The organism is Streptomyces glomeratus (genome assembly GCF_021462825.1).
Taxonomy (GTDB): domain Bacteria; phylum Actinomycetota; class Actinomycetes; order Streptomycetales; family Streptomycetaceae; genus Streptomyces; species Streptomyces glomeratus.
On record NZ_JAKEEB010000012.1, the window covers coordinates 174566 to 189079 of the forward strand.

At 72.1% G+C, this 14514-nt stretch carries 11 protein-coding genes; 6 read left to right on the plus strand and 5 right to left on the minus strand.

Features of this window, described 5'->3' with window-relative positions; translation table 11 throughout:
- Positions 1 to 18 precede the first annotated feature (18 nt).
- Genes LZ604_RS17365 through LZ604_RS17375 form a run of 3 tightly spaced genes read left to right on the plus strand, consistent with a single transcriptional unit; the run spans position 19 to position 2512 of the window.
- On the plus strand, positions 19 to 1590 hold the full coding sequence (locus tag LZ604_RS17365; RefSeq protein WP_234516109.1) for a bifunctional phosphatase PAP2/diacylglycerol kinase family protein: 1572 nt from the start codon (positions 19 to 21) through the stop codon (positions 1588 to 1590).
- Between the two features lie 43 nt (positions 1591 to 1633).
- Entirely contained in the window at positions 1634 to 1975 is a 342-nt protein-coding gene (locus LZ604_RS17370; RefSeq protein ID WP_234516111.1) for an ArsR/SmtB family transcription factor, read from the plus strand.
- Between the two features lie 6 nt (positions 1976 to 1981).
- Positions 1982 to 2512 carry an SRPBCC family protein gene (locus tag LZ604_RS17375; RefSeq protein ID WP_234516112.1) on the plus strand — a complete coding sequence of 177 codons (531 nt, stop codon included), beginning with the start codon at positions 1982 to 1984 and terminating at the stop codon, positions 2510 to 2512.
- A gap of 4 nt (positions 2513 to 2516) precedes the next feature.
- Here the strand turns inward: LZ604_RS17375 and LZ604_RS17380 are convergent, their stop codons facing one another.
- From LZ604_RS17380 to LZ604_RS17400, 5 genes are all read right to left on the minus strand, one after another.
- On the minus strand, positions 2517 to 5333 hold the full coding sequence (locus LZ604_RS17380) for an NHLP bacteriocin export ABC transporter permease/ATPase subunit (protein WP_234516114.1): 2817 nt from the start codon (positions 5331 to 5333) through the stop codon (positions 2517 to 2519).
- A gap of 1 nt (position 5334) precedes the next feature.
- Entirely contained in the window at positions 5335 to 7569 is a 2235-nt protein-coding gene (locus LZ604_RS17385; protein ID WP_308283600.1) for an NHLP family bacteriocin export ABC transporter peptidase/permease/ATPase subunit, read from the minus strand.
- The gene (locus LZ604_RS17390) at positions 7566 to 8372 is read right to left on the minus strand and encodes an HlyD family efflux transporter periplasmic adaptor subunit (RefSeq protein ID WP_234516116.1); all 807 of its coding nucleotides are present in this window, start codon (positions 8370 to 8372) and stop codon (positions 7566 to 7568) included. The genes LZ604_RS17385 and LZ604_RS17390 overlap by 4 nt, the downstream gene beginning before the upstream one ends.
- A 93-nt stretch (positions 8373 to 8465) precedes the next feature.
- Entirely contained in the window at positions 8466 to 8681 is a 216-nt protein-coding gene (locus LZ604_RS17395) for a type A2 lantipeptide (RefSeq protein WP_234516118.1), read from the minus strand.
- Between the two features lie 482 nt (positions 8682 to 9163).
- A complete protein-coding gene (locus LZ604_RS17400; RefSeq protein WP_234516119.1) occupies positions 9164 to 9601 on the minus strand; it encodes a PaaI family thioesterase in 438 nt (145 codons plus the stop codon).
- 192 nt (positions 9602 to 9793) lie between these two features.
- On the opposite strand from LZ604_RS17400, the gene LZ604_RS17405 reads away from it, so the two are divergent.
- The 3 genes from LZ604_RS17405 (at position 9794) to LZ604_RS17415 (ending at position 14513) form a co-directional block, all read left to right on the plus strand.
- The gene (locus LZ604_RS17405; RefSeq protein ID WP_234516120.1) at positions 9794 to 11230 is read left to right on the plus strand and encodes a S1 family peptidase; all 1437 of its coding nucleotides are present in this window, start codon (positions 9794 to 9796) and stop codon (positions 11228 to 11230) included.
- A 235-nt stretch (positions 11231 to 11465) separates the two neighbouring features.
- Complete coding sequence (locus LZ604_RS17410; RefSeq protein WP_234516121.1) at positions 11466 to 13925, plus strand: SpoIIE family protein phosphatase; 2460 nt, start codon at positions 11466 to 11468, stop codon at positions 13923 to 13925.
- Positions 13926 to 13991: 66 nt separating this feature from the next.
- A complete protein-coding gene (locus tag LZ604_RS17415; protein WP_234516122.1) occupies positions 13992 to 14513 on the plus strand; it encodes a metallophosphoesterase family protein in 522 nt (173 codons plus the stop codon).
- Position 14514: the final 1 nt, after the last annotated feature.

Below are 14514 nucleotides of genomic sequence, written 5' to 3' on the forward strand. Positions count from 1 at the left end.
TACCGGTAGCCGTGGAGCATGCGCTTCCTCGGCGAGCTGGACCAGCGGCTGTTCACCCGGGTCGCCACGGCCCGCCTGCCCGGCGCCGACCCCGCGCTCACCCGGCTGAGCCGCTCGGCCGATCACGGACGGCTGTGGCTCGGAGCGGCGGCCGGGCTCGCGGCGCTCGGCGGCCCCACCGCCCGGCGCGCCGCCCTGCGCGGAGCCGGTTCGCTCGCCCTCGCCTCGCTCACCGTCAACACCGTCGTCAAATGGACCGCCCGGCGCCCGAGACCGCTGCTGGACCCCGTCCCGGCGGTCCGGCACCTCCTCCGGCAGCCCCGCACCACCTCCTTCCCGTCCGGCCACTCCGCGTCGGCCGCGGCCTTCGCCACCGGTGTCGCCCTCGAGTCCACCCGATACGGCACGCTGATCGCGCCGGTGGCCGCCGCGGTCGCCTTCTCGCGGGTCTACGTGGGCGTGCACTACCCGGGGGACGTCCTGGCCGGGACGATGATCGGCATCGGCGCCGCGGTGCTGACCTGCCGGTGGTGGCCGCCACGCCAGGTGAACCCGCAGCGCGAGCGGCCGCCCGCTGCGGCACCCGCGCTGCCCGGCGGCGACGGGCTCGTCGTCTTCGTGAACACCGGCTCCGGGCCCCCGGCCGCCCCGCTGCCGGCCTCCACCCTGCTCACGGAGCTCCTGCCGAGGGCGGAACTCGTGGAGTGCGCACCGGACGACGACTTCGGGGTCCTGCTCGACCGGGCGGTCCGTCGCGCCCTCGCACGCGGTGGCGCGCTGGGCGTCCACGGGGGCGACGGCACCGTCAACGCGGTGGCCCGGGCCGCCGCCCGGCACGGTCTGGCCCTCGCCGTGTTCCCCGGCGGCACCCTCAATCACTTCGCCCTCGACGTGGGTGTTCCGCATGTGGAGGACACGGCGGCCGCGGTCGTCCGCGGTGAGGCGGTCGCCGTGGACGTCGGGGTCGCCGCACCCCTCGTGGCCCCTGCCGCGGACGCGGATACGGCGGCCACGGTGCCGGTGGAGTTCCTGAACACCTTCGGCATCGGTCTCTATCCCGAACTGGTCCGGCAGCGCGAGCGACTGGAGCCCCGGCTCGGCAAGTGGCCCGCGACGACCGTGGCGCTCATCCGGGTGCTGCGCACCGCGAAGCCCGCCGAGCTGCGCCTCGACGGCCGCCCCCGAAGGCTCTGGCTCCTCTTCGCCGGCAACGGCCGTTATCTGCCCGACGGCTTCGCACCCGCCTACCGTCCGCGGCTCGACGACGGGCTGCTCGATCTGCGGCTGATCGACGGGAGCCACCGGCTGGCCCGCACTCGGGTGGTCCTCTCGGCACTGGCCGGAACGCTCGGACGCTCCCGGGTGTATGTCGCCGAGCGGGTGCCCGAGGTGCGGATCGAGAACCTCAGGGGTACCGACACCTGTGCGTACGACGGTGAGGTCCTCCCGGCCCCCGGGGCTTTGCGGCTCGCCAAACGGAACCGGGCGCTCGTGGTCTACCGGCCCGCCGTTCCGGGCAACGAGATCGCCCAGCAGGCGCGGCTCGCCGCCCTTGTCGCCCGGTACCGCGGACGGCAGAGGGGCGGCTGAGTATTCGTTGACAGGCATATAACCAGCGGGGCATATTAGGGGCGTGTCCGAAGCATCCTTGTGGACCGCCCTCGCCGACCCGCACCGACGGGCCATCGTCGCGCTGCTCCTGGAGCGGCCGAGGCCCGTCGGTGAGATCGTCGAGGCGTGCGGTCTCAGCCAGCCGAGCACGTCGAAGCACCTGAAAGTGCTGCGCGACGCGGGCCTGGTCCGCGTACGGCAGGACGCGCAGCGCCGGGTGTACGCACTCGACCCGTCCCCCATCGCCGAGCTCGACGCCTGGCTCGACCCCTACCGCAGGCTGTGGAACAGCAGTCTGGACGCGCTGGGACGGCGCCTCGACGAGACCTCGGACGACACCGACGAAACCCCCTCGAAGGACTGATCCGCCATGACCGCCGACCTCACCGGCACGTACCTCACCCTCGACGACGGCCGTTCCGCCGTCCGCTTCAGCCGCGTCTACGACCACCCGGCCGACCGCGTCTGGCGGTTCGTCACCGACGCCGACGAACTCGCCCGGTGGTTCCCCTCCCGAGCAGAGTTCGAGCTTCGCCCCGGGGGCACCGTCCGCTTCAGCGGGGACCCCCACATGCCCGACTCGACCGGCGCGGTGCTGGCCGTCGACGCGCCCCGGCATCTGTCGTTCCTGTGGGGCGGCGACGAACTGCGCTTCGACCTGGAGGAACTGGACGGCGGACGCACACGGTTCACCCTCACCAACGTCCTCGGAGAGCGGGAGGCCGCCGCCCGCAACGGCGCGGGCTGGGAGGTCTGCCTCGCGGCCCTGGACGCCCGGGTCCGCGGCGAACGCCACGAGGGCCCGCACGCCGGGGTCGGCACCCCCTGGAAGGAGTACTACGAGGGCTACGTCCGGGCCGGGATCCCCTCGGGCGCGCCCGTCCCCGGTGCCGGCGCGTGACCGCTCACGCCAGCTGACGCCGTACCAGCTCGTGCAGCCGCCCGTTCGTGTCCGCGAGGAGCTGCGCGGGCGGGCCCTGCTGGGCGACCTTCCCGTCCTCCATCACGATGACCCGGTCCGCGTCCAGCACCGTGGACAGACGGTGGGCGATCACGATCCGGGTGGCGTTCAGGGCACGGGTGGACTCGATGACCTTCCGCTGTGTCTCGTTGTCCAGCGCGCTCGTCGCCTCGTCGAAGAACAGGATGCGCGGACGGCGGATCAGCGCCTGGGCGATCATCAGGCGCTGGCGCTGTCCACCGGAGATCGCGCCGCTGCCCTGGACGATGGTGTGCAGACCCATGGGCATCCGCTTGATGTCCTCCGCCAGCCCCGCCATCTCGGCCGCCGCCATCGCCTCCTCCGGCGTGTACGGCTCGGTGCCGCAGATGACGTCCAGGATCGAACCGGTGAACGGCTGCGCGTGCTGGAGGACCACCCCGCACTGCCGGCGCACCGCCGACTGGTCGAGCGCCGCGAGGTCCTGGCCGTCGTACAGCACGCCGCCCGAGACGGGCTTGTCGAAGCCGATCAGCAGGCGCAGCAGGGTCGACTTGCCGCAGCCGCTCGGTCCCACGATCGCCACGAACTCACCCGGTCGTACCGCGAAGGACACGTCGTCGAGGACCAGGGGACCGTCGTCGGCGTAGCGGAAGGACAACCGGCGCGCCTCGATCGCCCCGGACAGCACACCCGGCCGGGTGCTGGCCGTACGCACCTCCGGGGTCGCGTCCAGCACCGGCCTGATCTCCTCGAACAGCGGCAGCGCCGCGACCACCGAGACGAACGCGCCGGTGAGCTGGGTGACCGAGGTCAGCAGCATGGTCACCGCGGTGTTGAAGGTGAGGAAGTCGGCGGCCGACAGGGCACCCCTGGCCGGGCCCGCGAGCAGTATGAACAGCAGCAGCGAGCACACCGGCAGATACACCGCGCCCAGCACCGTGGTGAGGTTCTTGATCCGGCCCACCTTCTGCTGCAGCTCACGGCTGCGCGCGAACTCGCGTGCCCAGGCGGCGTAGGCGTAGTTCTCGGCGGCCGCGACCCGAAGCTTGGGCAGACCGCGCAGGGTCTGGAACGCCTGGTTGTTCAGCTTGTTGCCCAGCCGCACCAGCCGCCGCTGCCAGCGCACCTGCCACAGCCCGAGCCCCAGGAAAACGGCGGCGATGACGACGAGCATGCCGATCGCCGCCAGGGCCATGGGCACGCTATACCACAGCAGGAGCCCCAGGTTCATGGCACCGACCGTCACGGATTGGGCGACCACCGGCCCGACTCCGGCGAGCAGCCTGCGGATGGCGCTGATACCCATCGCCGCACTCGCCAGCTCACCGGTGGAGCGCTCCGCGAAGAACTTCGTCGGCAGCCTCAGCAGACGGTCCCAGACGGCGGGCTGGAGCGTCGCCTCGATCCGTCCCTCCAGGCGCAGGATGCTCAGATTCTCCAGCAGCATGAACGCCGCCGCCACCACACCGGTGACCATCACGGCGAGGCAGACCTGCACGATCAGCCCCTCCTGGGCCTTCGGCACGTACTCGCCGAGCACCTTGCCGGTGGCGATGGGCACCAGCGCGCCGATGGCGACGGTGACAAGGCCGCTGAGCACAAGGCCCAGCAGATCGCCCCGGGTGCCGTGCATGCTGAAGCGCAGCAGCCGCAGCGGCCCGAGCCGCTGATCCGGCAGCGGACGGTAGAACATGACGGCCCGCGGCTCGAACTCATCCGCGTTCGCCTTCTCGATGGGCGTCTCGCGGCCCGAGGAGGGCTGCACGGCGGCATAGCCTCCGCGCCGCCACAGCAGGGCGACCGGCGCCCCCGACAGGGCCCGATGGCCCACCAGCGGGCCGACGTCGTCGTGCCACCAGCGCCCCTCCAGCCGCACGGCCCGGGTGCGGACCCGGGAGGCGACCGCGATCCGCTCGACCGGATCGAGGCGGTCGCTCTCGGTGTCGCTCTGCCCGGGGTCGGCGAGCGTGATCCCGGCCTCGCCGGCCACCAGCCGGCAGGCCGCGTAGGTGGCGTCGGCGTCGGCCGCCGTCGTGCGCCGGGCCGACGGCCTGCCGATCGAGGCGAGCAGTGTGCGGTCGGCCTGGGCGCGGACCGCCTCGCCCGCCTTGATGCCGGCCGCGGTACGGGTCTCGTGGGTGCGCTCCACCTGCTCGATCCACCGGTCGAGGGTGGCGAGCAGGCGGTACTGCTGGTCGACCATGCCCTGCCAGACCGCTGGGTCCATCAGCAGATCGGCCGCGGCCTCCGCCCCGTACAGGGAGCCGTACTGGACGCTGCCCGGCGGCACCTGCATCCAGAAGACGTCGTCGTCCGTGATGTCGGCGGCGCGTTCGCTCGCCATCGGCGCCTGGAAGAGAATCGACAGGCCCCGGCCGACGCCCAGGGCCAGGGCGTACTCCAGCGGGCTCGTCGTCGGCGGTACGTACTGCGGGTTGCCGTATTCGTCGTACGACCAGGTCTGGGTGTCGACCTGCTGGTACAGCTCGCGGAGCTGGATGCGGCGCACCGCGCAGTCGCGCACCGGCCGGGCGACCAGAGTGTGCTGGGGGCCCGCGACCGGGCCGAGCAGCAGCGAACCCGCCTCCAGACGGCCGAGATGGTGCCAGTGGCCCTGAACGGCGGCGTCGACCGCGAACAGGTCCAGCGCGCCGGACGCCACCAGCCACAGCACCTGCGGGCCCCCCAGGTCGAGCCGGCCCAGGCCCGAGCAGTCGACCGGGGATCCCATCCCACCCAGCGCGCCGAGGACGAGGTCGCCCTCCTGAACCGCCGTCATCTCATCGCTCCCTGACCAGCTCGGCGTAAGCCCCGCCGGCCGCCACCAGGGCATCGTGCCGCCCTCGTTCCACGATCGTTCCGTGCTGGAGCACCACGATCTCGTCGCTGTCGCGCACGGTGCTGAGCCGGTGCGCGATCACCACGCAGGCGCAGCCGCGCTTGCGCAGGTTGTCGATCACTGTCTGTTCCGTCTCCGCGTCGAGGGCGCTGGTCACCTCGTCGAGGACCAGGATGCTGGGATCGCGCACCAGCGCCCGTGCGATCTCCAGGCGCTGGCGCTGCCCGCCGGAGAAGTTCCGCCCGTCCTGCTCGACCCGGCTGTGGATACCGCCCGGGCGGCGCATCACCACGTCGTACAGGGCCGCGTCCCGCAGCGCCGCGACCACCGCGTCGTCCGGGATCGAGGGGTCCCACAGCGCCACGTTGTCGCGGACCGTGCCCTCGAAGAGGAAGACATCCTGGTCGACGAAGGAGACCGAGGCGGCGAGCGCCCCGCGCGGAATGTCCTGAAGGCGCCGCCCGTCGATGCGGATCTCGCCCTCCCACGGGGCGTACAGGCCCGAGATCAGCCGGGACACGGTCGACTTGCCGCTGCCCGAACCGCCGACCAGCGCCACCTGCTGACCCGGGCCGACCGTCAGGCTGAAGCCGCTCAGCAGCGGCTTGTCCAGCGGGCTGTAGCCGAAGGTGATGTTCTCCAGTTCGACATGGCCGTGCAGGCGGCGCGTCGACTCGCCGCGTCCGGAGCGGCCGTAGAGCGGGTCGGCCTCGAAGTTCTCCACGTCCTTCAGACGTGCCACGTCCGCCGCGAAGTCCTGGATACGGCCCGCGACCCCGTTGAGCCGGGTGATCGGCGCCGTGAACCGCGTCACCAGCGCCTGGAAGGCGACCAGCAGGCCGACCGAGATATGCCCCTCGACCGCCCGCAGGCCGCCGATCCACAGGATCAGCGCGCTGTTGAGCGTGGCGAGCGTCGGCGCGACCACCCCCAGCCAGGCGCTCGGCACCCCGAGCCGCTGCTGTTCCTCCAGCGTGGTGGCGTGCTGCCCGGCCCACTTGCGGAAGTAGCCGTCCTCGCCACCGGTCGCCTTCATCGTCTCGATCAACTGCAGCCCGGTGTACGCGGTGTTGGTGAGCCGGGCGCTGTCCGCACGCAGCTTCGCGGTGCGCGTCGCCCGCAGCCTTACGACCACCCGCATCGCCACCACGTTGAGCAGCGCGACGCCGATACCGACGAACGTCAGCTGCGGGTCGTACGTGTACAGCAGCACCGCGTAGAGCACGACGACGATCGCGTCCACGCCCGCCGCCGCCAGATCGCGGGCCAGGGTCTCGGCTACCGCGTCGTTGGACTGCAGGCGCTGCACCAGGTCGGCCGGACTGCGCTGGGCGAAGAACGTCACCGGCAGACGCAGCAGATGGCGCAGGAAGCGGGCGCTGGAGAGCGTGGAGGAGATGATCCGGCCGCGCAGCAGGTTCGTCTGCTGCACCCAGGTGAGCACGATGGTGAGCAGCACACAGGCGGCCATCGACATGAACAGCACGCCCAGCAGCGAGGTCTGCCCGCCGATCAGGAACATGTCGATGTACGTCCGGCTGAGTGCGGGCAGCGCGGCACCCACCGCCACCAGGAGGAGGCTCGCCAGGATCGCGGCGGGCATCGTGCCCGAGGTGCCGCGCAGCCGCGCGGGCATGGCACCGAGGACACCCGGCCTGCGGCCGCCCTTGGTGAAGCGCTCACCCGGCTCCATCACCAGGACCACCCCGGTGAAGCTGGTGTCGAAGTCCTCCATCGGTACGAAACGGCGGCCCTTGCCGGGGTCGTTGACATACACGCCCCGGCGGCCGAAGCGGCGCCCCATGCCGTCGTAGACGACGTAGTGGTTGAACTCCCAGAACAGGATCGCGGGTGCCTTCACCTCGGCGAGCGCGGCCGTGTCCATCTGCATGCCCTTGGCCGTCAGACCGTAACTGCGGGCCGCTTTGAGAAGGTTGCTGGCGCGTGAGCCGTCGCGGGACACACCGCAGGCGATTCGCAGCTCCTCCAGGGGGATGTGCCGGCCGTAGTGTCCGAGCACCATGGCCAGGGAGGCCGCGCCGCACTCCACTGCCTCCATCTGGAGGACGGTGGGGGTGCGGACGGTCTTCGTCCTGCCCTTGGGCACGGTGCGCTTCGGCGGAGCGGCGCGGCGCCTGCCCCGTACCGGGGGCAGGGTGTCCGGGGGAGCGGTCACGGCAGGAGCCAATCGACGGGACGCTGATCGGCCATGCGGATCGAGCCGGTGGCCATGGTCATGGAGGTGAGGGCGAACGGGGGGCCGTCCGTGGACGACCACCGGTAACCGCTCTTCGTGTCGGAGGACTTGTCGAGCCGTACGAGGACGGCCACCGGGCGGCCCTTCCTGGTCAACTGCTCGCCCAGCTGGCCGTCGCCCAGGAACGCGGCGATCTGCTGCGCCGACTGGGGCGCCCGGTCCACGGACTTCACACGACCGCGCAGCACACCGTACTGCTGGGACGGCACCGACTGCACGGTGAGTTCCACGGAGGCGTTCGCCGGGATGGAGGCGGCGCTCTGCGCGGGCACGTACACCGTCGCGTACAGCGGGTCGGAGGCGTGCGCGACCTTCTCCACCGCGGCGACGTTCGCCCCGGTCTGGATGATCTGGCCGATGGTGGCGGCGAGTGCGGTGACACGGCCCGCGGCGACGGTGCGGACCACCGCGTCGCCGCTGCTCGTTCGCACCTTCACCACGGGCGCGTCCGCGGGCAGCCGTTCGCCCTCCTTGGCGAGGACAGCGGTGACCTGGCCGGCGACGGGGCTCTGCAGGATGTAACTGCCCTCCCCGTGGGTGAGGATGGCGGGCGCGCTGACCGTGGAGGCCACCGAGCCGGTGACGGCCCACGCGGACGCGGCGGCCATGGCGACCACCGTGACGGCGAGCACGAGCCAGCCCTGGGGGCGCGCGAAGCGCACCGGGAGGTCCAGCTCTTCGGGCGACTGCAGCTTGCCGAGGGCCTGTTGGCGGAACTGCACGGAACCTTCCCTCACCTGTTCGGAGAGAATGACGGCATCCGAGAGTCCCGGAACCGGGAGGCGGTTCCGGGACTCAACGGCACAAGGGCACGATCAGAGGCCGGCGACCAGCTGGGTGACCGGGGCGGTGTTCAGGCCGGTGACACCCTCGACGGTGCCGACAGCCGTGCCGGCCAGGCCGGAAACCGGGGCGACGCCGTCCACCAGGCCGGCGGCGGTGCCCACGGCGTTCAGCTGAAGACCACCGGAAACGGTGTCCAGCTCGGCGTCCGAGATCTCGGCGGTCTCAACCTGGGGGGTGGAGTTCATGATGGAACTTCCCTTCATATGGGTATTCACAAGGGGGAGAGCGGCCCCCCTCTGGGGACAGACGGTCGGCCGCGTCCGCGAGCGCCGGGCACCCGTCGCCGGGGCCCATGGGGGTGGCCCCCGCGGTGCAGGGATCAAAGCACGCCAAGGCATGGCTCTTCCAATCAACCAGGGCCCTCACCAGGGCAATTGACGCTCCGAAGCGGCTACCCGTGCAGGTGCGTGCACGGCGTGTCGGCCACTTCTTCACATGCTGCGCGGCATCCACGCCAACGGCCCCTGGCCGCCCGGAACCCGAAAGGGACACTCCTGGTCCAATAGCGCGGCCCCCGGCGCGCGAGTGTGCAGATCCGCCGTGGACGGTGACCTGTTTGCGCAATGGCTGTGCAGATCCCCTGAAGCCGGGATTCCGTTCGCCGCCCGGAACCGACCGTCACCGATCGATCGCTGAGCGTGTGCGGACGGTCGCGCGGACCGCGCTGTTACGCAAGCCCGCCGCCGCCGCTGAGGTCCTGGCCGAGCAGGGCGTACACCGTGCTCGCCCGCGCCGCGATCTCCGCCGTGTCGCCCACGGTCATCGTGACGTCGGCGAACGCCATACGCCGGCCCAGCTTGGTGAGCACCGCCTCGACCAGCACGTCCGCGTCCACCACCGCGCGCTGGAAGGTGGTCGACTGCTGGACGGTCGTCATGGGCACGAAGCCGCCGCGCGCCGCCGACACCGCGATCACGGTCGCGGTGTCGGCCGCGGCCATCAGTGCCTGACCCGACAGCGCACCGCCCTCCCGTGCGAGCCGGGTGGTCCAGGGCAGCCGCAGTACGGCCCGCCGGTCGTCCAGTTCGACCACCGACAGGCCCAGTTCCTGCACCCAGGGGGCGAAGCTGCCGGAGAGGATCTTGTCGGCTTCGGCTGGCGTCATGCGTGGTTCCTTACCCCCCGCCGGGCCCCGGCAGACGCGTTTGCCACCTATTTCACGCTTTCGCATACGCCAACTCGGCCAGCTGCAGCAGCGGTTGAACACCCCATGTGACACCTGCGTATCAACAGGCATCCAGGCGCCCAGTCAGCTGCCGGACGGCGGCAACGCACCCCGTCCCCAGGAGGTCAAGAGTTGAGTCACAAACGCATACCCAAGCGCAAGGCCGTGATCGCGGCGGGAAGCGTGGCGGCGCTCGGAGCGGCGGCCCTTCTTCTGCCCAACGCCAACGCGTCCCAGACGGACTCGTCGCAGGGCGGCACCCCCAAGACGTTCAAGGCGGCCGACGTCTCGGACCTCGCCGCGCAGCTGGCTTCCCAGCTGGGCGATGCCTTCGCGGGCTCCTACTACAACGCCGACAAGCAGCAGATCGTCGTCAATGTGGTCGGTGACGACAGCAACGTCGTCAACACCATCAGAAAGGCGGGCGCGGTCCCCAACCAGGTCCGCAACAGCACCGCCACGCTGCGCGCCGCCGCCAAGACGCTGCGGACGAAGGCGACGATCCCCGGCACCGCGTGGTCCGTCGACCCCAAGACCAACGAGGTCCGGGTCACCGCCGACAGCACCGTGACCGGCGCCAAGTGGAACACGCTCGAATCGACGGTCAAGGGCCTCGGTTCGGGCGTGGCGACCCTCAAGAAGTCCGGGGGCACGTTCAAGACGTTCGTGTCGGGCGGCGACGCCATCTTCGCCCAGGCCAACGGCGGTGGAGTCCGTTGTTCCCTCGGCTTCAACGTCACTGCCGGCGACGGCAGCCCCGCCTTCCTGACGGCGGGTCACTGCGGCGTGGCGGCCAAGCAGTGGTCCGACTCCCAGAACGGCCAGCCGATCGCCACCGTCGACCAGGCCACCTTCCCCGGCAACGGCGACTTCTCGCTGGTCAAGTACGACGACCCGGCCACCCAGGCGCCGAGCGAGGTCAACGTCGGCAACGGGCAGACGGTCCAGATCACCAAGGCCGCGGACGCGGTGGTGGGCCAGCAGGTCTTCCGGATGGGCAGCACCACGGGTCTGCACGACGGCACCGTCACCGGACTCGACGCCACCGTCAACTTCCAGAGCGAGACCGACCCCAACGGCGTGGACACCGTCACCGGCCTGATCCAGACGAACGTCTGCGCCGAGGCCGGTGACAGCGGTGGCTCCCTGTTCACCCGGGACGGCAGCGCGATCGGCCTCACCTCGGGCGGCAGCGGCGACTGCACCACCGGCGGCGAGACCTTCTTCCAGCCGGTGACCACGGCCCTCCAGGCGACCGGCGCGACGCTCGGCGCGGGCGGCGCGGCGGGCGCGGGCGACCAGAGCGCGAGCCCGGGTGACCAGAGCGGTGCCGGTGACCAGAGCGCGAGCCCGGGTGACCAGAGCGGTGCCGGTGACCAGAGCGCGAGCCCGGGTGACCAGAGCGGTGCCGGTGACCAGAGCGCGAGCCCGGGTGACCAGAGCGGTGCCGGTGACCAGAGCGGCACCGGGGAGCAGGCGGGCGGCTCGGCCGACCCGTCCGGCAGCGACCAGTCCGGGCAGGCGCAGGGCGGCGGGGCGGCCGACGGCTCCTCCTTGTCGGGCCACTGAGCCCTTGAGCGGAACGGTCCGGCCCTCCGGCGGGAGGGCCGGACCGTTCCGTCGCCGGCCGTGACGCCCCGAGCGTTCGCGGCCGCGAAGTGGCTCCTGGCAGAACACGGCAGGGACGACGCGCACGGACACGACAAGCACAGAGACGACATGTACAGAGACGACATGCACAAAGAGCTGCACCGACACGCGCAGAGGGGCTGCGCCCACGTCGCGGAAGCGCTGTAATTGCAGAGTGGGCAGTGAGGGCGCTGCGGGACGCAGAACGAGAACGCAGCGTGCGGAACTTGCCCTCAAGACGCTCATCGTGGACCTGGAACCGCGCGAGCGTCTGCGTCGCATCCTCGAACAGGCCCTTTCCTTCACGGGGGCGACCCTCGCCGCCGTCTACGCCCCGCACGCGGGCGGTGACGGACTGCGCCTGGTCGAGACGGTCGGCGTACCGAGGGCGCTGTACGGACTGCGTGACGTCTACCCCCTGCCCGCAAGCGGCCCCGCGGCGCGCGTCCACACCGCCGGACAGCCCCTGTGGCTCACCCCCGAGGACCTCGACCGCTGTGCCGAGGCGGGCCGGCTGCCGCCGGAACCGGACTTCTCTCTGGGAGTGCTGCCCCTGAGCGACGGTGGCTGCCTGGCCGCCGTCAGCGACAAGCCGGGCGGCTTCGACACCGAGGACCGGGAGTGCCTCCGGCTCGTCGCCGAGGCCCTCGCCGGCCCCACACCGGCCTCGGCCGGCCCGGGCCCACTCACCGGCAGCTCCTTCAGCCTGGCCGTGGACAGCGGCCGGGTCGAGGTCGACGACGAGGTACTGGATCTCTTCGGCATCGCTCGGGACGCGTTCGACGGCAGGGTCGAGACCCTGCTCTCCAGGACCGTTCCGGAAGACGTGCCGGCCCTGATGTCCGTGGTCGAACCCGACCGTTTGTCGGTCGGCGACCGGGAGCTGGAGTTCCGCATCCTGCAGCCCTCCGGCGAGCCGAAATGGCTGCGGCTGCGCGGGCGGCTGGTGCCCGCGGCGGAGGGCCGCCCCGCCCGGCTCGTCGGTACGGTCGCCGAGGCCTCGAAGCTGCGCCCCGCCGTCAGCGACGTCACCCGCATCCAGCGGCTCGCCGCTGCCCTCGCCACCGCGGGCACCGTCCGCGACGTCGGCACGGCCGTGGTCGCCGCCCTGCGCGCGCCGCTGCGGGCGGACCGGGTCGCCCTGGCCGAGCTGGAGTCCGACCGGCTCGTCGTCACCGTCCTCGACCCGCCCGAGCCTGAGGCCTGGCCAGAGGTGTGGCGCACCGAGTGGCGCACCGAGTGGCCCGATGCCCCGGTTCGCGCCATGCCGACCCTCGCCGCCGCGCTTCGGGAGGGCCGCCCTGCCGTCTGGCCCGCCGGCACGGACCTGGAGCCCGCGCTCGCCGAGGTCGGGCCCGGCGGTCTCGCCGTGCTGCCGCTGCCCGCGGGCAGCGGAACGGCCGGCGCCTGCCTCGTCGGCTGGGACAGCCCGCACGACTTCACCTTCGACGAACGCGCCCTGCTCACCGCCGTCGCGGGACTCGCCGGACAGGCGCTCGTGCGAGCCCACGCCTTCGACGCCGAGCACGAACTGATCGGCATGCTCCAGCGCGCCCTCCTCCCGCGCCGCCTGCCCCGGCTGCCCGGCGCCGTGGCCGTGGCCCGCTACCTGCCCACGACTGCGGGCCTGGAACTCGGCGGCGACTGGTACGACGTGATCCCGCTGCCCGACAACCACGCCGCCCTCGTCATCGGCGACGTCCAGGGCCACAACGCCGGCGCCGCCACCCTGATGGGACAGATGCGCACGGCCCTGCGCGCGTACGCCGCCGAGGGCCACCCTCCGGACGTCGTCGTAGCGCACGCCAACCGGCTCCTCGTGGAGATGGAGTCCGACCTCTTCGCCACCTGCTGCTATGTCGACATCGACATGGAGGAGGGCACCGCCTGGTGCGTCCGCGCCGGACACATCCCGCCGGCACTGCGCCATCCGGACGGCAGAACGGAGATCATCGAGGCGGAGGGCGGACCGCCCCTCGGCGTCGTCGACCAGGCCGACTTCCCGATGACCCCGCTGCGGTTGCAGCCCGGCGCGGTCATCGCCCTCACCACGGACGGGCTGGTGGAAAACGCCGAGACCAGCCTCGACGACGGCCTCGCGCGGCTGGCCGGGGAACTGTCCGCCGCCGATCCCGGCCACCTCGGGCTCGTCGCGGACGTGCTGCTCGCAGACGCCAACCGCAGGGACGACGTCGCCCTCCTGCTGGTCCGCTACGACGGCATGGCGGTGCGCCCGCTGCGCGAGACCTGGACGGTGTGGCGTCTGCCCGAAGCGGTCCGGCACGCCCGCAGGTTCACCCGGCGCTCCCTGCGAGCCTGGGGCGTGGCGCAGAAGGACATCGACACGGTGCTGCTCGTCGTCTCCGAACTCGTCACCAACGCCCTGGTGCACACCGGCGGCCAGGTCCGCCTCGATCTCACACTGCTCAACCACCGGCTGCGCGTCGCGGTCGCGGACAGCTCGCCGCGTTCGCCGATCAAGCCCACGAACATCGGCTGGGAGGCCACGGGCGGCCGTGGCATCCTGCTCGTCGAGGCCATGTCGGCGGCGTGGGGGACGCTGCCGGTCAGCGGCGGCAAGCAGGTGTGGGCGGACCTCCACCTGGAAAACCCGCCGACACAGGCGCGCACCTGACGACCACCTACGGCATCCCACGCCGGGTGCCGTGCCCCGGCCGCCCCGTCATGACACCCTGACGTCGTGCGCTTGCTGCTCATGTCCGACACCCACGTCCCCCGGCGCGCCAGGGAACTTCCCCCGCAGCTGCTCGCCGAGCTCCCGCGTGCCGACGTGGTGGTCCATGCCGGCGACTGGGTGGACGTGGCCACGCTCGACCTGCTGGAGAGCCGGTCCGCGCGGCTGATCGGCGTGCACGGCAACAACGACGGCCCCGCCCTGCGGGCCCGGCTGCCCGAGGTGGCCCGCGCCGACCTCGACGGCCTGCGCCTCGGCGTGGTCCACGAGACGGGCGCCGCCCAGGGCCGGGAACGACGCTGTGCCCTGCGCTTCCCCGACCTCGACGTGCTGGTCTTCGGGCACAGCCACATCCCGTGGGACACCACCACGGACACCGGCCTGCGGCTGCTGAACCCCGGTTCCCCGACCGATCGACGCCGCCAGCCCCACTGCACATACATGACCGCGACGGTGGCCCAGGGCGCGCTGTCGGACGTACGGCTGCACCGCCTGGCCCCGCGCATCCCCGGACGGGGAGCGGACTGAC

What these genes read in the sequence shown, in the direction of transcription:
- LZ604_RS17365 (WP_234516109.1), top strand. Translation starts at nt 19, where the DNA reads ATGCGCTTCCTCGGCGAGCTGGACCAGCGGCTGTTCACCCGGGTCGCC.
- LZ604_RS17375 (WP_234516112.1), top strand. Translation starts at nt 1,982, where the DNA reads ATGACCGCCGACCTCACCGGCACGTACCTCACCCTCGACGACGGCCGT.
- LZ604_RS17380 (WP_234516114.1), bottom strand. Translation starts at nt 5,333, where the DNA reads ATGACGGCGGTTCAGGAGGGCGACCTCGTCCTCGGCGCGCTGGGTGGG.
- LZ604_RS17395 (WP_234516118.1), bottom strand. Translation starts at nt 8,681, where the DNA reads ATGAACTCCACCCCCCAGGTTGAGACCGCCGAGATCTCGGACGCCGAG.
- LZ604_RS17400 (WP_234516119.1), bottom strand. Translation starts at nt 9,601, where the DNA reads ATGACGCCAGCCGAAGCCGACAAGATCCTCTCCGGCAGCTTCGCCCCC.